Below are 19,057 nucleotides of genomic sequence, written 5' to 3' on the forward strand. Positions count from 1 at the left end.
GCGTTATCCGGGCGGCTCAAGGCCGAGCAGGGGCAGCTGCGCGGCGTGCTCGAGGAGAATCTCAAGCAGTCGGGCAGCGCCATGGCGCAGTTGCTGGCTGGTGTCGCACCCAAGGCCATCTGGGATGACGATTCGCCAGCGCTGACTGCATTCACGCGTATCGTTCAGCGCGATCCGGCGGTCTTGTTTGCGGTGTATTACGACGCCGAGGGGCGGCGCCTGACGCGCAATTTCAATCGCAGCGATGCGCGGGTGCGGGCCCTGGTCGCTGCGGGGCAGGGCGATACCCCGCTGGACAAGCTGGTCGAGGCGGCAGGGCGAGATCCGCAGGTGTACATGGTCGAGAAGGACATCAATCCCATGGGGGCGAAGATCGGCAAGGTCCAGCTGGGTCTGTCCAGGTCGGCGGTGGAGCTGGAGTTGCAATCGCTGGATCAACGTTTCTCCGCTCTGGTGAACGATGCGGGCGAACTGGTGGATGCCAGTCTGGTCGGCGCGGCGCGCGACAGCACCCAGGCACTGCAGCGCCGTCTGGCCGAGGCGCAGCAGGCGGCCGAGGGTATGGCGCAGGGTAGCCTGGGTTCGGTCAGGGCCGCTGCCGAGAGCTTGCGCTGGCGCATTGCCGTCGGGCTCTTGGTGGTCGGTTTGCTGGCATTGCTGGCGGTGGCGCTGGTGCTTGGCTGGCGGGTGTTGAGTCGCCTGCGATTGCTGATCGCGGCCTTGCAGGACTTGGCGGAGGGTGAGGGAGATCTGACCCGGCGGGTCGAGTTGGACAGTCGTGACGAGGTGGGGGAGATGGCGGCCGCGGTCAATCGGTTTGTCGCCAGGTTGCAACCCATCGTACGCGAGGCGGGCGAGGTGGCGGTGCTCACTGGGCAGGAAATCGGCAGTCTGGCGTTGCGCAGTGCGGCGGCCGAGGCTGCCGCCGAGCGCCAGCGCGACGAGGTGGCAGGCAGTCTGCAGGCCTTGGCGCAGATGGCGGGTGAGGCGCAGGCGGAAAGCCAGGCGATGCAAGAGGCGCTGCGCCGGGTGGCGGCGATTCGTCAGGCGACCCAGGATAATGCGGCGATTGCGGCGCGGGTCGGTGGGGCGATGGAGACCCTGGTGCTGCGGGTTGGCGACGGTGCGGCAGTGATCGAGCGTCTGGCCAGGCAGAGCGAGCAGATCGAAGTGGTGCTGACGGTGATCCATGGCATCGCCGAGCAGACCAACCTGCTGGCCTTGAATGCCGCCATCGAGGCGGCGCGTGCAGGCGAGAGTGGTCGTGGTTTCGCCGTGGTCGCCGATGAGGTGCGTGCGCTGGCGAGCAAGACCCAGCAGTCGACCGGCGACATCAAGGCGCATATCGGCGCTTTGCAGAAAGGTGCGCGTGAGGCGGTTGGCGCCATCGGGCAGGCCGGGCAGCAGGCGGATCAGGGGCTGGCTGCGCTGCTGGAAAGCGGCAAGGTGCAACAGTCGGTGCAGGCGGCGGTGGAGGAGGTGCATGGCGCCATCAATGCGGCGACGCAGGCGGCGGCGCATCAGGCGCAGGGTGCCGATGCGGTGCGTGGGCGGGTCGAGGTGATTCATGCCGAGGCCCAGCGTGCGGCCGAGGCGGTGGCTGCCACGGCCGACAGCGGGCGGGTGCTGGATGGTCTGGCCAAGCAACTGAAGGCCAGCCTGGGGCAGTTCCGCGTCTAGCTGCGGGTCTGGGCTAGGTTTCTTGTCGGTTGGGCCGGGGCGCGCAGTCTGCAGTCGCGCGGCCCGGCCTGCGCTGTGCAACCAAACGGGGTGGGTTTTTGGGTCGATTGCCGTTTCGCTGCAGTAAATCGCAGGCAATAAAAAACCGAGCACTTGGCTCGGTTTTTTGAATTGGTGCCCAGGAGAAGACTCGAACTTCCACGACCGTAAGGTCACCAGCACCTGAAGCTGGCGTGTCTACCAATTTCACCACCTGGGCATTGATTGCAAATATTGCTAGTTTGCTATCAACTACAACTCGGTTAACTTCGTTTCCCGTCGTTGTGGCGCGCATAATACGGATCGACTTTTTACTTGTAAACCCCTGTGATCAAAAAATTTTATTCTGCCTGCTGTGCTGACCCGGATAGTGGTTTCGCGCTTCAATAGGCACATGGCAAACCGAATTTATATAGAAAAGGTGAACTCTCTCTAATGGCCGACTGGCAATCCCTCGACCCTGAGGCCGCTCGTGAAGCGGAAAAATACGATAACCCCATCCCGAGTCGCGAGCTGATTCTGCAGCATCTCGCCGAGCGTGGTTCCCCGGCGAACCGTGAGCAGTTGCTCGACGAGTTCGGCCTGACCACCGAAGAGCAGATCGAGGCATTGCGTCGTCGGCTGCGCGCCATGGAGCGCGACGGCCAGTTGATCTATACCCGTCGTGGCACCTATGCGCCGGTGGACAAGCTCGACCTGATCCTCGGTCGGGTCAGCGGCCACCGCGACGGTTTCGGCTTTCTGATTCCGGATGACGGCAGCGATGACCTGTTCCTCAGCCCGGCGCAGATGCGTCTGGTCTTCGATGGCGACCGTGCCTTGGCCCGGGTTACCGGCCTGGATCGGCGTGGGCGCCGCGAAGGCGGCATCGTCGAAGTACTGACCCGTGCCCATGAAACCATCGTTGGCCGCTATTACGAAGAGAGCGGCATCGGTTTCGTGGTCGCCGACAACCCGAAGATCCAGCAGGAAGTGCTGGTTACCCCGGGACGCAATGCCGGAGCCAAGCAGGGCCAGTTCGTCGAGGTGAAAATCACCCATTGGCCGACCCCGCGGTTTCAGCCGCAGGGCGACGTGATGGAGGTGGTTGGCAACTACATGGCGCCCGGCATGGAAATCGATGTCGCGCTGCGCAGCTATGACATTCCGCATGTCTGGCCCGAGGCGGTGGTCAAGGAAGCGCGCAAGCTCAAGCCGGAAGTCGAAGACAAGGACAAGGAAAGGCGCATCGACCTGCGTCACCTGCCCTTCGTCACCATCGATGGCGAAGATGCCCGTGATTTCGACGATGCGGTCTATTGCGAGAAGAATGGCAGTAACTGGCGGCTGTTCTCCGGCGGCTGGAAGCTGTACGTGGCGATTGCCGACGTCTCCCATTATGTGAAAGTCGATTCGGCGCTGGATGCCGAGGCGCAGGTGCGTGGCAACTCGGTGTATTTCCCCGAGCGGGTGATCCCGATGCTGCCAGAGGAGCTGTCCAACGGCCTCTGTTCGCTGAATCCGCAGGTGGATCGTTTGGCCCTGGTCTGCGAGATGAGCATCTCCAAGACCGGCAAGATGATCGACTACCAATTCTGCGAGGCGGTGATCCACTCCCACGCGCGCCTGACCTACAACAAGGTCAGTGCCATGCTCGAAGAGCCGAAAGGCAGCGAAGGCAAGGCCTTGCGCAGTGAGTACAAGGAAGTACTGCCGCACCTCAAACAGCTCTACTCGCTGTATCAGGTATTGCTGGCGGCGCGTCACGAGCGTGGCGCCATCGATTTCGAGACCCAGGAGACGCGGATCGTCTTCGGTGTCGACCGCAAGATCGCCGAGATCCGCCCGACCCAGCGCAACGATGCACACAAGCTGATCGAAGAGTGCATGCTGGCCGCCAACGTGGCCACCGCCGCATTCATGCAGAAGCATGAAATCCCGGCGCTGTATCGCGTGCACGATGGTCCGCCGCCGGAGCGCGTGGAAAAGCTCAAGGCCTTCCTCACCGAGCTGGGTCTGTCCCTGCATCGCGGCAAATCCAAGGACGGTCCGACGCCCAAGGACTACCAGGCGCTGCTGGAAAGCATTCGTGGTCGCCCCGACTACCACCTGATTCAGACCGTGATGCTGAGGTCGCTCAGTCAGGCGGTGTACAGCGCCGACAATCAGGGCCACTTCGGCCTGAATTACGAAGCCTATGCCCACTTCACCTCGCCGATTCGCCGTTACCCGGATCTGCTGATCCATCGGGCGATTCGCAGCGTGATCCGCTCCAAACTCGACACCCCGCACGTCAAGCGCGCGGGCGCGGCGAGCATGCCCAAGGCACGCATCTATCCTTACGATGAAGCGATCCTCGAGCAGCTCGGCGAGCAGTGCTCGATGTCCGAGCGGCGTGCCGACGAGGCCACCCGCGATGTGGTGAACTGGCTCAAATGCGAGTTCATGAAGGATCGTGTCGGCGAAACCTTCCCCGGGGTGATCACCGCGGTGACCGGTTTCGGTCTGTTCGTCGAGTTGACCGATATCTACGTCGAAGGCCTGGTGCATGTCACTGCGTTGCCCGGCGATTACTACCACTTCGACCCCGTTCATCACCGTCTGGCCGGGGAGCGCAGTGGGCGTAACTTCCGCCTCGGTGACACGGTCGAGGTCAAAGTCATGCGGGTCGATCTGGACGAGCGCAAGATCGACTTCGAAATGGCCCAGAGCGTCGTGGATGCGCCGGTCGGGCACCGGCGTGGCGGCTTCGAATCGGCCGCGGGTAAAACCGGGCGTCGGGACGGTCGAGTGGCTGCTGCCGGCAACGCCGATGTGGCGAAAAGCCGCGAGGTGAAAAAGGCGCTGCTGGCCGAGTCCAAGGGCAAGGGGCGCGGTGCTAAAAACGAATCATCCAGGCCGGCGAGCGCGGATGCGAAATCCACCAAGCACCGCAAGGGTCCGCCAAAGAGCGGGGCGCCGGCTGCGGGGGGCGCGCCGCGCAAGCGTAAGGCGAAATCATGAGTCAGTTGGAAAAGATCTACGGCGTGCATACCGTGGAAGCCTTGCTGCGTCATCACCCCAAGCGGGTCAAGCAGATATGGCTCGCGGAAGGGCGCAATGATCCGCGGGTACAAACGCTGTTGGCCTTGGCGGCTGATGCGCGGGTTGCCGTCGGCCAGTGCGAGCGCCGCGAGATGGATGCCTGGGTCGAGGGAGTGCATCAGGGGGTGGTCGCTGACGTCAGCCCCAGTCAGGTCTGGGGCGAGGCGATGCTCGAGGAGTTGCTCGATCGCGCCATAGGCCCGCCGCTGTTGCTGGTGCTGGACGGGGTGACCGATCCGCACAATCTCGGCGCCTGCCTGCGCACCGCCGATGCGGCCGGTGCGCTGGCGGTGATAGTGCCCAAGGACAAGTCCGCCACGCTCAATGCCACAGTGCGCAAGGTGGCCTGTGGCGCCGCCGAAGTGATTCCGCTGGTGGCGGTGACCAACCTGGCGCGCAGCCTGGAAAAGCTCCAGCAGCGTGGTCTGTGGGTGGTCGGCACGGCTGGTGAGGCCGATCAGGAGCTGTATCAGCACGACATGACCGGGCCGACCGTGCTGGTCATGGGCGCCGAGGGCAAGGGTATGCGCCGGCTGACCCGTGAGCATTGCGATTACCTGGTCAAGCTGCCGATGGCCGGCAGTGTCAGCAGCCTGAATGTCTCGGTGGCGACCGGGGTCTGTCTGTTCGAAGCCTTGCGTCAGCGCAGCAGCAAGAGCAAGCCGTAGGAGCCAGCGTGCTGGCGATCCGGTCTCCGTGCGAGCCGATCTCCAGGCCGTAGGTTGGCCGGGCCACGTTGGCTTCGCTTCGCGAAGCCCAGCGTGGACGAAGCTCCCCCCATCTTCGCACTGCTCAAATAATCACCAGTCCACCTTGCTTGTGCCTGGGCGCTTCTCTAGAATGGCGGCCCTTGCCGTGACGGCAGGCGCTAGTGCGCCCTTCTGTTTCGGCAAGACACACAGTGATATTCACTCCTTGCCTGACCGCGTTTGGCGGCAGGCTACAACCCGTAAGGAGCATTTATGCGTCATTACGAAATCATCTTTCTGGTTCACCCGGACCAGAGCGAGCAAGTCGGCGGCATGGTTGAGCGTTACACCAAGCTGATCGAAGAAGACGGCGGTAAAATCCACCGCCTGGAAGATTGGGGTCGTCGTCAGCTGGCTTACGCCATCAACAACGTCCACAAAGCACACTACGTGATGCTCAACGTCGAGTGCACCGGCAAGGCCCTGGCCGAAATGGAAGACAACTTCCGTTACAACGATGCCGTGATCCGTAATCTGGTCATCCGTCGCGACGAGGCTGTTATCGAGCAGTCCGAAATGCTCAAGGCCGAAGAAAACCGCAGTGAGCGCCGTGAGCGCCGCGACCGTCCTGAAGGTGCCGATTCCGCCGATGGCGATGACAGCGACCGTAGCGACCGTAGCGATAGCCGCCGCGATAACAGCGACGCCAGCGACAACGCTGACGAGTAATCCACGGATCTATTGAGGAGCCAATTACATGGCACGTTTCTTCCGTCGTCGTAAGTTCTGCCGTTTCACCGCTGAAGAGGTGAAGGAGATCGATTTCAAAGATCTCAACACCCTGAAAGCCTACATCTCGGAAACCGGCAAGATCGTTCCTAGCCGTATCACCGGTACCAAGGCTCGTTATCAGCGTCAGCTGGCTACCGCTATCAAGCGCGCCCGCTTCCTGGCCCTGCTGCCCTACACCGACAGCCACGGCCGCTGAGATCGGGTGATCGACAAGAAGTAAGGGATAAAACGCATGCGCGCCTTGGCTGAATTCATTATGCGCGGCCGTGTGCAGGCCATCCTCGTGGTGGTTGTTTCGGCGGCATTGCCGCTGCTGTTCTGGTTAAGTGCTGCCGCAGGTTGCCTGGTGCTCCTGCGGCGCGGTTTGAGTGATGCCCTGGGCATCCTCGTTTGGGCCCTGCTGCCGGCGATTGGCTGGTGGTATTTCGGTGAACCGCGCACCCTGTTGGTGTTGCTCGGTGCACTGGGGCTGGCGTTGTTGTTGCGCGCCAGTCTGTCCTGGAATCGTGTGCTGCTTTGCAGCGTGGCAGTGGGCCTGGTGTACGGGTTGGTTTTGGGTGCGGTGTTCCGCGAACCCATCGCGGCGATGGCAGGTGAGCTGCAAAAGCTTCTGCCGCAGATGCTCGATGGGGTTCACCAGCAGATGTCGGTGGACGAGCGAGCGCACCTGGAGAGCCTGATTGCACCGGTGCTGACCGGTTTATTGGCGGCTTTGCTGCAGATTGTCAGCCTGCTGAGCCTGATGCTTGGGCGTTACTGGCAGGCGCTGTTGTATAACCCTGGCGGTTTCGGGCGCGAGTTTCGCGCGCTGCGACTGCCGCTGGCACCGGCGATGTTGCTGCTGGTCGGCATGCTACTGGGTCCCAATCTGGGGCCGCAGATGGCCATGTTGACTCCGCTGTGCAGCGTACCGCTGGTGTTCGCCGCCGTTGCCCTGTTGCATGGGCTGGTGGCGCAAGGGCGACTGGCCAAGTTCTGGCTGGTCGGGTTGTACATCACGCTGCTGTTGTTCATGCAGCTGACTTATCCGTTACTGGTGGTCTTGGCCATCGTCGACAGCCTGTTTGATTTTCGTGGTCGCTTCGAGCGCAAGCACGGCTCGGGTCCCGCGAACGGTGAAGGTTAAAAGTTAAGAGGTTATTACCAAATGGAACTGATCCTGCTGGAAAAAATCGCCAACCTGGGCAACCTGGGCGATAAAGTGAACGTTAAGGCCGGTTACGGCCGTAACTTCCTGCTGCCATTCGGCAAAGCCACCGCTGCAACCGCTGCCAACGTGGCTGCGTTTGAAGCGCGTCGCGCCGAATTGGAACAGCTGGCTGCCGATAAGAAAGCATCTGCTGAAACTCGCGCCGCTCAGCTGGCTGAACTGGAAGTCACCATCACCGCTACCGCGGGTGATGAGGGCAAACTGTTCGGCTCCATCGGTACGCACGACATCGCTGATGCCCTGACCGCCTCTGGCGTGGAAGTGGCCAAGGCTGAAGTGCGTCTGCCGAACGGTACTATTCGCCAGATTGGCGAATACGACGTGGCTGTGCACCTGCACTCCGACGTTGAAGCGACCGTCCGCGTCGTTGTGGTTGCAGCAGTCTAAGAGCCTCGCTCTGAAGCTAGCCGCTCAACGGACTTGCGCTTAGGCGCAAGCCCGTTAACATCGGGCACGGCATTGCGCAAGCGATGCCGTGCCCTTTGTTTTTCAACTCTCGATATTTAGTGCAGCCGATTTTTTTGCCCAGAGCCCTATGAACGACATCAGCATTCCCGAGCAATACGACCTGCAAACTTCCGCCTTGAAAGTGCCGCCGCACTCGATCGAGGCCGAGCAAGCCGTGCTGGGTGGCTTGATGCTGGACAATAACGCCTGGGAACGGGTGCTCGATGCGGTGTCCGATGGCGATTTCTATCGCCACGACCACCGCCTGATCTTCCGCGCCATCTACAAGCTGGCCGAGCGCAACCACCCCTTCGACGTGGTCACCGTGTCCGAGCAACTGGACAAGGAGGGGCAGCTGTCCCAGGTCGGCGGCCTGGCCTATCTGGGCGAACTGGCGAAGAACATTCCGTCGGTGGCCAACATCAAGGCCTATGCGCAGATCATCCGCGAGCGTGCCACCCTGCGTCAGCTGATCGGCATCAGCGGCGAGATCGCCGACAGTGCCTATTCGCCGCAGGGCCGCACCGGCGAGGAGATTCTCGACGAGGCCGAACGGCTGATCTTCCAGATCGCCGAGGCGCGGCCGAAGACCGGCGGCCCGGTAGGCATCAACGACATCCTGGTCAAGGCCATCGACCGTATCGACACCCTGTTCAATTCGGGCGATGCGATCACCGGCCTGTCCACCGGCTTCAACGATCTGGATGCGCAGACCAGCGGCTTGCAGCCGGCGGATCTGATCATCGTCGCCGGTCGTCCGTCCATGGGTAAGACCACCTTTGCCATGAACCTGGTGGAAAACGCCGTGTTGCGCAGCGACAAGGCCATCGTCGTGTATTCGCTGGAGATGCCGTCGGATTCCATCGTCATGCGGATGCTCGCCTCCCTGGGGCGCATCGACCAGACCAAGGTGCGTGCCGGCCGTCTGGATGACGACGATTGGCCGCGCCTGACCTCGGCGGTCAACCTGCTCAACGACCGCAAGCTGTTCATCGACGACACCGCCGGCATCTCGCCGTCGGAGATGCGTGCGCGCACCCGGCGTCTGGCCCGCGAGCACGGCGAGATCGGCATGATCATGGTCGACTACCTGCAGTTGATGCAGATTCCGGGCTCCAGCAGCGAAAGCCGGGTCAACGAGATCTCCGAGATTTCCCGCTCGCTCAAGGCCCTGGCCAAGGAATTCAATTGCCCGGTGATCGCCCTGTCGCAGCTCAACCGCTCCCTGGAGCAGCGGCCCAACAAGCGCCCGATCAACTCCGACTTGCGTGAGTCCGGGGCGATCGAGCAGGACGCCGACATCATCATGTTCGTCTACCGCGACGAGGTGTACCACCCGGAGACCGAGCTCAAGGGTGTGGCCGAGATCATCATCGGCAAGCAGCGTAACGGGCCTATCGGCACCACGCGGCTGGCCTTTCTCGGCAAGTATTCGCGCTTCGAGAACCTGGCGCCGGGCAGCTATCAGTTCGACGACGAATAAGCGCCCGCAGTCGGCGGGAGTTTTTCACCGCCTCTCAGGACTTGTAGGTCGGGACCAGCCGATCGGCGCAGATATGGCGCGCGAGGTAGTCCTCCAGTCGTTGGCCGGCTGCGGTTGCGAAGGTCTCGCCGCTGTCGTCCAGGGTCTGCACCCGGTCGACGCGGAAGTTGCGAAAGTCATCGCGCAATTCGCACCAGCCGCACAAGGTCCAGACCTGTCCCCAGAAAAACAGGCCCAAGGGGCGGATGTGGCGCTGACTGCTCTCGCCGTTTTCGTCGCGGTAGCCGATTAGTAGCTTACGGCGCTGGCGGATGGCCTGGCGCAGCTCGCCGAGCCAGTGCAAGGGCAGTGGGCGGGTTTCCGGGGCGAGCATCTGATTACGGTTGAGTTCATCGCGCAGGGCCTGCGGCAATACGCCGTGGATCTTCGCCAGCGCCGAGTCGGCGGCCCGTTGCAGGGCGGGGTCGGCCCAGGCCTTGACCATGCGTGCGCCGGTCAGCAGGGCTTCGATCTCCTCGCGTTCGAACATCAGCGGCGGCAAGTCCATGGGCTGGCGCAGCACGTAGCCGACCCCGGCCTCACCCTCCAGTGGTACGCCGGAGAGGGACAGGTCCTGGATATCGCGGTAGATGGTGCGCACCGAGACCTGCAGGCGTTCGGCCAGCCACTGGGCGGTGGTCAGCCGGCGGCTGCGCAGGAACTGGACGATCTGGAACAGGCGGTCGGCGCGTCTCATGCGTCCTCTTGGTGGTCGCGGTGGTCGGGCGAGCGCTTGCTCGCCCGGGGTGGCGGGTTCAGGACATGCTGTGCAGGCCCACCTCATTGCCTTCGCTGTCTTTTATCACAGCGATGAAACCATGGGGAGCGATGGACATCTTGCCCTGAATGATCACGCCGCCCGCCGCTGGAACCCGGTTCACCACGGCCGCCAACTGCCCTTCGACATTCAGGTAGACCCGGGTGCCACCGATGCCGCTTTGCTGTTCGGGCGTCTCGCTCAGGCAGCCGCCGACGCCGCTGTCCGGGTTGCAGGGAAACAGGGCCATGCGCCCACCCATACCATCCATCGTCTCCAACGGGGTTGCCAGGGCCTGCTCATAGAAGCGCCGGGCGCGCTCGAAGTCGCTGACGAACAGTTCGAACCAGTTGATCGCATTCATTTTTCTCTCCTTGGAATGGGGGATGTCAGCAGGCTAGGAGCCTGTCGGGCTTGACCGTTCGTAGCGAGGGAAAGGCCGTGGTCCGACATCTCGGTTTGAGGCAGTTTGGGTGCTTTTCCGAGGCGAATAGCTGGCTATTTAACGAGGGAAAGCAGCAAAAATGCCCAAATCCGGCTTTTCCGCAGTAGAACAGTGTTAAGTCCGACAGGCTCCTAACGCCGTCGATGGCGCGCTTTGGCCTGCGCAGCCCACTCTAGGCCAGGGCTACTGACAACCTGCTGTCAGTAGCCTGTAGGCGGCTGATATGACATTCCCGGACTGCGCTGCCCCAGGATGTGGCGGCGTGCCCTGCGGCGGGTCGAAGGTGGCCGGAAGGGGCGCCGCGAGGTGGCCGATTTTAAGGAGCTAAAATCAAGTAATTCAACGACTTGATGCTGGCTATGGGAGTGCTGGCGCAAAGCTTGCAATTGCGCTGGCAACACAACGACTGTGCCAATGGCGGTGCAGGGTTGACAGACAAAGACGTCGTGACCGGTGCAGGCAAGTTCGCCTGCGCCCTGGCCACGGCGTTTTTTTTCGGCTCAACCCCGCGCCCGCCGCACAGGCGGTGCGCGGAGGAGGAAGCAGATGCTGCTCGATCGTGTCACCGCCATCTCATCCGCTGTATCCGCCGTTGCGCCGCCGGTGGCCGTGCCGTCGCCCGCCGTTGCGCCCTTGATCATCGTCGGCGCCGGCCCGGTGGGCGTGCGCTGTGCCCAGGAATTGCTGCGCCGTGGCTATCCCGGCCAGGTTCTGCTGTTCGGCGACGAGCCCTGGGCGCCCTATGACCGGGTGCGCCTGAGCGCCTTACTGGCCGGCGAGGTCGACCTGGAGGGCATCACCACCCCGGGCCTGCCAGGCCAGTTGAGTAGTCATCTGGGTTGTCGGGTCAGCCATATCGAGCCTGCCAGCAAATACCTGGAAGACGCCCAGGGCCGGCGCTTCCACTATTCCCGCTTGATTCTCGCCACCGGCTCGCGGGCGCATATCCCCGAGGTGGCCGGGGTCGATCTGGCCGGGGTCTTCGTCTTTCGCGACCTGGGCGATACCGTCGCCTTGCTCGCCCGCACCGCGCGCAGTCGCCACTGCGTGGTGGTCGGCGGTGGCCTGCTCGGCCTGGAAGCGGCGCGGGCGATGCAGCGCGGCAATACCCAGGTGACTCTGGTGCAGCAGGCGCCACGCCTGATGAATCGGCAACTGGATGAGCCCGCTGCCGAGCTGTTGCTGCGCCAGGTGCGCGACCTGGGTATCGAGGTGTTGCTCGGTGCCGGTCTGGGCGCAGTGCTGGGTGCCGGGCGGGTCAGCGGTGTGCGCCTGCGCGACGGCAGCGAACTGGCCTGCGATACGGTGCTGCTGGCCACCGGTATTCGGCCCAACGTCGAACTGGCGCTGGCGGCGCAACTACGGGTCGGCCACGGCGTCGTGGTCGACGATGAACTGCTGACTTCCCACGCCGACATCCATGCCATTGGCGAATGCGCCGAGCACCGTGGCCTGACCTACGGCCTGGTCGCGCCGGGCTTCGAACAGGCCGCGGTGTTGGCCGCCCGGCTGACTGGCGAGGTGGCGTATTACCGTGGCTCGTTGCAGGCCACTCAGCTCAAGGTCTCCGGCTTGCCGGTGTTCAGCGCCGGCGAGGTGGTCGAGCCGCTGGGACGCATCCGCCAGCGCGAGTACAGCTACAGCGATGCGCAGCAGGGCGGTTACCGCAAGTTGCTGGTGCACCGTGGCCGCCTGCTCGGCGCCCTGGCGGTGGGCGAGTGTGCGGAAAGCCGGCGCTGGCTGGACGCCTTGCAGCAGGGGCGGCGCATCGGACCGTTGATGCTCTGGCGCTTTCGCCGCGAGGGCCGCTTGTGGCCGGCGGCCAGCGAGCAGGTCGCGCAGTGGCCGGCGAACACCCTCGTCTGCCAGTGCATGGGTGTTCAGCGCGGCCAACTCAGCGCCTGTATCGCCAACGGTGCTACGGATCTGCCCGAGCTGGGCCGGCAATGCGGCGCCGGCACCGTTTGCGGCGGCTGCAAGCCCTTGCTGCACAACCTCCTGGGCGATAGCGCGCCACGCCAGGCCGAACGCGGTGCCGCTGGCCTGGCGCTGGGCGGCGGCCTGACCGTGGCCGCGGCGCTGGCCTTTAGCCAATCGTCGGCCCTGGCCGCGCCGACTTCGGTGCTGCAGGCGGGGCTCAGCTGGCTGTGGCAGGACGGCTTCTGGCGCCAGGTCAGCGGCTTCTCGCTGCTCGGTCTGGCCCTGCTCGGCCTGCTGATGTCGCTGCGCAAACGCCTGCCGAAGTTGCCCCTCGGCGCCTTCGCCAGCTGGCGCCTGCTGCATGTGACCCTCGGCGTGCTGGCGCTGGCGCTGCTAGTGCTGCACACCGGGCTGGACGGCGGGCAGAACCTCAATCGCTGGCTGCTCGCCGATTTCCTGTTGCTGCTCGCCGTCGGCGGTCTGGCGTCCACCTTGCTCGCGCTCGAGCACAAGTTGCCGCCGGCCTTGGCGCGGCGCGGCCGGCAGCTGTTGCTGTGGGGCCACATTGTCGCGGTCTGGCCCTGGCCGGCGCTGCTCGCCGTGCATGTGCTGTCGGTTTATTACTTTTAAGGACGGGCAATGAAGTACGCAATCTGGGCGCTTTGGTTGTCGACCTTGCTGGCTGTGGCCGGCTGGTACGGCTATCGCTTGTACGCCGGCGAGGATCTACAGGCCTTCAATCCGGGGCCGCTGTCGGCCGGCCATCATCAGCTGGAACAGGCTTGCGGTGCCTGCCATGTCAGCCCAATGGGCGGCGGCGAGGTGTTGCAGCAGGCCTGCGTCAATTGTCACGGCGACGAACTCAAGGCCGCCCGCGACGCCCATCCGCAAAGCAAGTTCAGCGACCCGCGCAACGCCGACCGCCTGGCCCATCTTGATGCGCGTTACTGCCTGGCCTGTCACGTCGAGCATGCGCCCGAGCGCACCCGGCCGATGGCGGTGACCCAGCCCGACGACTTCTGCGTGCACTGCCATGCCGATATCGCCGAGGAGCGCCCCAGCCACCAGGGCATGGCCTTCGATACCTGCGCCAGCGCCGGTTGCCACAATTACCACGACAATCGCGCGCTCTATGAAGACTTCCTGGTCAAGGGCGCCGACCAGCCGCTGCTGCTAGAAATCGCCCGCATCGCCGCGCCAGCGCCGTTGGCGGATAAGCATCCGGATTGGCAGAAGCCGGCCGAGGTGCCGCAACCCGACGCCCCGAGTGAGCAGCTGAATGCCGCAGCGGTCGCCGACTGGCTGGCCAGCGGCCATGCCGAGGCCGGGGTCAATTGCAGCGGCTGCCACCAGCCCCAGGGCGTCGCCTGGCAAGCCAAGCCGGCGCTGGCAACCTGTCAGGGCTGCCATGCCGGTGAGGCCCGGGGCTTTTTCGCCGGCAAGCACGGCATGCGCCTGAACCCCCAGCTGCCGGTCAAGCTGCCGCCGATGCGCCCGGAGCTGGGCTTGCTGGCGTTTACCGCCAAGAGCGCCGGGCATGAGCTGAGTTGCACCAGCTGCCATGGCGCGCACAAAGCCGAGCGGGTGGTGGCGGCCGTCGAGGCCTGCCTCGGCTGCCACGCCGACCAGCACTCGCTGGCGTACCAGGGCTCGCCGCACCAGCAGCTCTGGCAAGCCGAACAGCGCGGCGAGCTGCCGGCGGGCAGCGGGGTGAGTTGCGCCAGTTGCCACCTGCCGCGCGAGACCGCCGAGGTGCACGGCCAGGAGCGCCGCCTGGTGCAGCACAACCAGAACGCCAACCTGCGGCCCAATGAAAAGATCCTGCGCGGCGTTTGCCTCGACTGTCACGGGCTGCCTTTCGCCCTCGATGCCCTGGCCGACCCGCAGCTGCTGCAGAACAACTTCCGAGGCGCGCCTGCGCAACATGTCCCCAGCGTGGACATGGCGCTGGAGCGTGCCCGGCGATAAGTAGCACCGCTGACCTCTGCCAACCCAAAAAAGCCCGATCAGGAGAAACCCATGCACACGACTCTACGACCCTTGCTCGCCGTCGCCGTTACCGCGGGCCTGCTGACCCTCAGCGGCTGCCAGGAGAGCAAACCGACCGGTTTCAGCCCGCAGCAGCTCACCGACATGCTGCACCTGGTGATGGAATCCGACCGCGCCGTCTACACCAAGCAGGTGGTCAATCGCCTGAAGGACGAGGGCGTGATCAAGCCCAGCGAGCACTTTATCGACGACAAGGCCCTGCCGTTGCCGGCGCAGATGTTCCGCTTCGGCGCCGAAGCGGTGGCGGCCAAGACCGACGCCTTCAGCTACTCGCTGCAGTCGCTGTGGCCGATCAACAAACAGAACGCGCCGCGCACCGAGGCCGAGAAGATCGGCCTGCAATTCATCATCGATAACCCGGGGCAGAACTACTACACCGAGGAAAAACTCGGCGAGCAGAGCTACTTCACCGCCGTCTACCCCGACGCCGCCGTGGCGCCGGTGTGCGCCTCCTGCCACAACGAACACAAGGACAGCCCGCGTACCGACTTCAAGCTCGGCGACGTGTTGGGCGGGGTGGTGATCCGTGTTCCGCTGGGCGGCTAGTGCGGGGCTGGCCGGCAGCCTGCTGCTGACCGGCTGCGGTGAGAGCCCGGAGCAGGCCGAGCTGAAACTCGGCCAGCAAATATGGCAGGGCACCTGCCAGGTCTGCCACCTCAACGGCCTCGGCGGTGCACCGGCCAAGGGCAATCGCAAGGCCTGGGCGCCGCGCATCGAGCAGGGCCTGGAGGTGCTGATCGGCCATGCGCTGAACGGCTTCGACGGCGCCGAGGGCAGCATGCCGGCGCGCGGTGGTAACGCCGCGCTGAGCGACCCGCAGGTGGCCGCCGCGGTGAAGTACATGGTCTCGCAAAGCCAATAACCGACACTTTGATGAGGAACGAGAAGATGACCCCGAAACAGATAGAGCTGGTACAAGGCAGCTTCGCCCAGGTGGCGCCGATTGCCGACGAAGCCGCGGCGCTGTTCTACCACAACCTGTTCACCGCCGACCCAGGCCTCAAGCCTTTGTTCAAGGGCGACATGCTGGTCCAGGGCAAGAAGCTGATGCAGATGATCGGCGTGGCCGTGGGCAAGCTGAACGAGCTGGACGCGCTGGTGCCGGTACTGCAGCGCCTCGGCGCAGGCCATGTCGACTATGGCGTGGAAGACAGCCACTACGCCACCGTCGGCGCGGCCCTGCTGAAAACTCTTGGCCAGGGGCTGGGCGATGCCTTTACCGAGGAAGTGGAGCAGGCCTGGACCACCGCGTATGGGCTGATGGCCAACACCATGATCGAGGCGGCGAACAAGGCCACCGCTTGAGAGCCGCCGGGGCGCCGCCCGGCGCCCCGGTTATGCGCGCAGCCTTCCTGTGCGTCCGGCGCTTGCAGCTTGCAGGGCGACGTTTAAGATGATCGCCCCTTCTTCGCCGCAGAGCTGATCCATGCGCCCCCTAATCGCCACCATCGATCTCGCCGCCATCCGCCATAACTATGCCGTTGCCAAGCGCTGCGCGCCGGGCCGGCAGGCCTTTGCGGTGGTCAAGGCGAATGCCTATGGGCATGGCGTGCGCGAGGTGGTGACGGCGCTGTCTGACCAGGCCGATGGTTTTGCCGTGGCCTGCCTGGAGGAAGCCGCCGAAGTGCGCGCGCTGCATGGCGAGGCGCGCATCCTGTTGCTCGAAGGTTGCTTCGAGGCGGCCGAATACCAGTTGGCTGCGCAACTCGGCCTGGACCTGGTGCTGCACAACGAGCAGCAGCTCGCGCAGTTGCTCGGCACCAGCCTCAGTCGGCCGTTGAATACCTGGCTGAAGATGGACAGCGGCATGCACCGCCTGGGCCTCGACGAGGCGGCGCTTCGGGCCTGTCACAGCCGTTTGCAGGGCGCGGCGCAAGTCGCCGAAGTGAACCTGATAAGCCATTTCGCCTGCGCCGATGAGCGTGGCCATGAAGTGACCGAGCAGCAGCTCGAGGCATTTCTCGATGTGCTCGACCTGGACTTCGCCCAGCGTTCGCTGGCCAACTCGGCCGCCATTCTGACCATTCCGGCGGCGCACATGGATTGGTTGCGCCCGGGCATCATGCTCTACGGCGCGAGTCCTTTTGCCGAGTTGGGTGCCGCCGAGCTGGGCCTTGTGCCGGCCATGACCCTGACAGCCCAGCTGATTGCCTGCCGCGATGTGGCAGTGGGCGAAAGCGTCGGTTATGGCTGTAGTTGGCGAGCCGAGCGGCCGTCGCGCATAGGGACGGTGAGTTGCGGTTACGCCGATGGTTATCCGCGCCACGCGCCGAGTGGCACGCCGTTGCTGGTGCGTGGGCAGCGTGTGCCGCTGGTCGGGCGGGTGTCGATGGATATGCTGGCGGTTGACCTGAGCGATCTGCCCGCCGCCCGGATGGGTGACGAAGTGCAGCTGTGGGGCGCGCAGTTGCCGGTGGACGAAGTCGCACGGGCGGCCGGTACCATCGGCTATGAGCTGTTGAGCAAGGTCACCCCGCGCGTGCCGCGGCGTTATTGCAACGCCTGAGTCCGCGCGGGCGGGCGTTCAGAGCCCGCTGGTGACCTTGATTACATCCAGTTGCAGGCGTGCACTGCTGCTCAGTTCGCCGTCTTCGCCGCAGACCGATGAGCCCGAACGGCCGCGGGCCTTTACCTTGTACAGCGCCTCGTCGGCCGCCTTGTAAAGGCTGGCGAAGTGACTGGCGTGTTGCGGGTAAAGGGCCACGCCGATGCTGATGGTCACCAGCAGCCGTTCGGCGCCATAGAGGACCGGTTGGGCCAGTTCGGCGAGCAGGCGCGTGGCGATCTCGCGGGCGTGCCGTTCGGCCTCGTCGCCGCAGATCAGCACGGCGAATTCATCGCCGCCCAGGCGGGCCACTGTATCGCCGCTGCGCACATGCTCGCGCAGGCGCTTGGCGACCACTTGCAGCATCAGGTCACCGGCATCATGGCCGAAGCGGTCGTTGATCGGCTTGAAATGGTCGAGGTCGATCAGCATCAAGGCCACGCTTTCGCCGTGGCGCTCGGCGTTGGCCAGGGCGGTTTCGGTGCGTTCGACCAGATAGCGGCGGTTCGGCAGTTCGGTCAGCGGATCGTGGAAGGCGGCGTGTTGCAGCTCCAGTTCGCGTTGCAGCAACCGCTGGTTGGTCGCCGCCAATTCGGCAGTGCGTTGTGCCACCGCGCGTTGCAGTTCGTCGGCGTTGCTCTGGGCCAGCGACAGGCGCGCAGATTTCTCGCGATCGGCTTGTCTTACCGCTTCGGCCTTCTCTTGCTTGAGGATCTGGATGCGGTAGGCCAGGGCAAAGGAAAACAGGATGGTTTCTGCGGCGACCGACAACGGGAACAGGTAGGCGGTGAAGTTGTACGGCTCGATCAGCCCGGCCGCGCGCATCACCAGTACCACTGTACTGCTGAGGACGGCACCGTAGCCGAGCAGGTAGAAGCGCGCCGGGAAGAAGCCCTGGTAGCAGCGCACGCCGGCACTGAACAGGGCGGTTGGCACCGTGACCAGCGGGGTCAGGGCGATCAGCAGGGCACCTTCGGCGCGATAGCCGAAGGCGTTGATTGCGATGGCGATGACATAGAGCACGCAGCCGGTACTCAGCAGGCGATGCGGCCAGATCAAGCCGCGTTTGGTGTAGAGCAGCTCCTGGGTGAAACGCATGACGAAAATGCCCCAGAGCGAGGGCAGGGTGATGCGGTCCAGCCAGAAGGGCACTCCGTTGTCGGGCCACAGGTACTGGAAGCCGTGGCCGGTCATGCTGAGGATGAACACCAGTACGCAGGCGGTGGCCAGCACGTACCAGAGATAGGCCTTGTCGCGCAGGGCGATGAGGATAAACAGGTTGTACAGCAGCAGCGCCAGGATCATCCCGTAGATCAGGCCGAAGCCGATATTTTCGTTGCTGGCCAGTTGTTCGAGGTCGCCGAGCTGCCAGATGGTCAGCGGGAAGGAGTTGCCGGCGGGATCGAGGCTGCGGAAGTACAGGGTCAGGGGTTCTTCGCCCAGCTCGGGCAGCTTGAAGACCATGCGCCTATAGGCGTAGTCGCGGCCCTCGGCGTAGGGCACTGCCGTGCCCGTTGCACGGGCGTGCCAGCCGCCCTGGCCGTCGGGCAGGTAGAGTTGCAGGTCGAAAATGGTGATGCCGGCGTTTTCCAGCCACCACTGCCGGGGGCTGTCCTGGCCGTGCTGCAGGGTGACCTTGATCCACCAGGGATGGCGGCTCTGGCCTACGGTGGCCCGGCCATTCGCCGGCTGAAAGCGGCTTTGCACGGCCGGGTCGGCCATGTCGGCGATGCTCAATTGCGCGCCGACATCCTCCAGTAGCTCGATTTGTTCATTCAACAGCATGCCGCTGCTGGCGCCATCGAGCAGGATGGGCGCCGCACCGGCCCCGCCGGGCAGGCAGCTCAGGCTCAACAGTAGAATAAGTGAGGAGACTATCCGCTGCACTGCATGCACCCC

17 protein-coding genes, 1 tRNA gene and 1 pseudogene are annotated in these 19,057 nt (G+C 64.3%); 15 read left to right on the plus strand and 4 right to left on the minus strand.

Annotated elements, in window-relative coordinates; all coding sequences use genetic code 11:
- Positions 1 to 561: 561 nt before the first annotated feature.
- Positions 562 to 822, plus strand: a pseudogene (locus tag R3355_RS24420) (HAMP domain-containing protein); the annotation flags it as partial.
- Positions 796 to 1,680 (plus strand): methyl-accepting chemotaxis protein, encoded by an 885-nt coding sequence (locus R3355_RS24425; RefSeq protein ID WP_413243534.1) that lies wholly within the window; start codon positions 796 to 798, stop codon positions 1,678 to 1,680. The pseudogene R3355_RS24420 and the gene R3355_RS24425, both read left to right, overlap by 27 nt.
- Positions 1,681 to 1,852: 172 nt before the next feature.
- Here the strand turns inward: R3355_RS24425 and R3355_RS17500 are convergent.
- Positions 1,853 to 1,939, minus strand: a tRNA-Leu gene (locus R3355_RS17500).
- A 215-nt stretch (positions 1,940 to 2,154) separates the two neighbouring features.
- Between R3355_RS17500 and rnr the strand changes: the two genes are divergently transcribed.
- The 7 genes from rnr (at position 2,155) to dnaB (ending at position 9,403) form a co-directional block, all read left to right on the plus strand.
- Positions 2,155 to 4,701, plus strand: coding sequence for a ribonuclease R (gene rnr, locus R3355_RS17505; RefSeq protein WP_318962356.1), 2,547 nt, complete (start codon positions 2,155 to 2,157; stop codon positions 4,699 to 4,701).
- Positions 4,698 to 5,450 (plus strand): 23S rRNA (guanosine(2251)-2'-O)-methyltransferase RlmB, encoded by a 753-nt coding sequence (gene rlmB, locus R3355_RS17510; RefSeq protein ID WP_318948320.1) that lies wholly within the window; start codon positions 4,698 to 4,700, stop codon positions 5,448 to 5,450. The genes rnr and rlmB overlap by 4 nt, the downstream gene beginning before the upstream one ends.
- A 294-nt stretch (positions 5,451 to 5,744) precedes the next feature.
- Positions 5,745 to 6,200, plus strand: a complete 456-nt coding sequence (gene rpsF, locus R3355_RS17515) for a 30S ribosomal protein S6 (protein ID WP_318948322.1) — start codon at positions 5,745 to 5,747, stop codon at positions 6,198 to 6,200.
- A gap of 28 nt (positions 6,201 to 6,228) precedes the next feature.
- Entirely contained in the window at positions 6,229 to 6,459 is a 231-nt protein-coding gene (rpsR, locus tag R3355_RS17520) for a 30S ribosomal protein S18 (protein ID WP_069519637.1), read from the plus strand.
- 36 nt (positions 6,460 to 6,495) lie between these two features.
- Positions 6,496 to 7,389, plus strand: a complete 894-nt coding sequence (locus R3355_RS17525) for a hypothetical protein (protein WP_318962357.1) — start codon at positions 6,496 to 6,498, stop codon at positions 7,387 to 7,389.
- A gap of 21 nt (positions 7,390 to 7,410) precedes the next feature.
- Positions 7,411 to 7,860, plus strand: a complete 450-nt coding sequence (rplI, locus tag R3355_RS17530) for a 50S ribosomal protein L9 (RefSeq protein ID WP_305256633.1) — start codon at positions 7,411 to 7,413, stop codon at positions 7,858 to 7,860.
- 148 nt (positions 7,861 to 8,008) lie between these two features.
- The gene (dnaB, locus tag R3355_RS17535) at positions 8,009 to 9,403 is read left to right on the plus strand and encodes a replicative DNA helicase (RefSeq protein ID WP_318948333.1); all 1,395 of its coding nucleotides are present in this window, start codon (positions 8,009 to 8,011) and stop codon (positions 9,401 to 9,403) included.
- Between the two features lie 34 nt (positions 9,404 to 9,437).
- Here the strand turns inward: dnaB and R3355_RS17540 are convergent, their stop codons facing one another.
- Together R3355_RS17540 and R3355_RS17545 are read right to left on the minus strand one after the other, a co-directional pair.
- Entirely contained in the window at positions 9,438 to 10,139 is a 702-nt protein-coding gene (locus tag R3355_RS17540) for a YafY family protein (RefSeq protein ID WP_318962358.1), read from the minus strand.
- 58 nt (positions 10,140 to 10,197) lie between these two features.
- The gene (locus R3355_RS17545; RefSeq protein ID WP_318962359.1) at positions 10,198 to 10,563 is read right to left on the minus strand and encodes a VOC family protein; all 366 of its coding nucleotides are present in this window, start codon (positions 10,561 to 10,563) and stop codon (positions 10,198 to 10,200) included.
- A 627-nt stretch (positions 10,564 to 11,190) separates the two neighbouring features.
- Between R3355_RS17545 and R3355_RS17550 the strand changes: the two genes are divergently transcribed.
- The 6 genes from R3355_RS17550 (at position 11,191) to alr (ending at position 17,119) form a co-directional block, all read left to right on the plus strand.
- Positions 11,191 to 13,194: an FAD-dependent oxidoreductase gene (locus tag R3355_RS17550; RefSeq protein ID WP_318962360.1), complete on the plus strand. Its 2,004-nt coding sequence runs from the start codon at positions 11,191 to 11,193 to the stop codon at positions 13,192 to 13,194.
- Between the two features lie 9 nt (positions 13,195 to 13,203).
- A complete protein-coding gene (locus R3355_RS17555; protein ID WP_318962361.1) occupies positions 13,204 to 14,532 on the plus strand; it encodes a cytochrome c3 family protein in 1,329 nt (442 codons plus the stop codon).
- Between the two features lie 51 nt (positions 14,533 to 14,583).
- The gene (locus R3355_RS17560) at positions 14,584 to 15,159 is read left to right on the plus strand and encodes a DUF3365 domain-containing protein (RefSeq protein WP_318962363.1); all 576 of its coding nucleotides are present in this window, start codon (positions 14,584 to 14,586) and stop codon (positions 15,157 to 15,159) included.
- A complete protein-coding gene (locus R3355_RS17565) occupies positions 15,140 to 15,475 on the plus strand; it encodes a c-type cytochrome (RefSeq protein ID WP_318962364.1) in 336 nt (111 codons plus the stop codon). The genes R3355_RS17560 and R3355_RS17565 overlap by 20 nt, the downstream gene beginning before the upstream one ends.
- Before the next feature lie 26 nt (positions 15,476 to 15,501).
- Entirely contained in the window at positions 15,502 to 15,918 is a 417-nt protein-coding gene (locus tag R3355_RS17570) for a globin family protein (protein ID WP_318962365.1), read from the plus strand.
- Between the two features lie 121 nt (positions 15,919 to 16,039).
- Positions 16,040 to 17,119 (plus strand): alanine racemase, encoded by a 1,080-nt coding sequence (gene alr / locus R3355_RS17575; RefSeq protein WP_318962366.1) that lies wholly within the window; start codon positions 16,040 to 16,042, stop codon positions 17,117 to 17,119.
- 18 nt (positions 17,120 to 17,137) lie between these two features.
- On the opposite strand, the gene R3355_RS17580 is transcribed toward alr, so the two are convergent.
- Positions 17,138 to 19,054: a diguanylate cyclase domain-containing protein gene (locus tag R3355_RS17580; RefSeq protein ID WP_413243532.1), complete on the minus strand. Its 1,917-nt coding sequence runs from the start codon at positions 19,052 to 19,054 to the stop codon at positions 17,138 to 17,140.
- Positions 19,055 to 19,057: the final 3 nt, after the last annotated feature.

It is taken from the genome of Pseudomonas sp., assembly GCF_033723075.1.
GTDB lineage: Bacteria > Pseudomonadota > Gammaproteobacteria > Pseudomonadales > Pseudomonadaceae > Aquipseudomonas.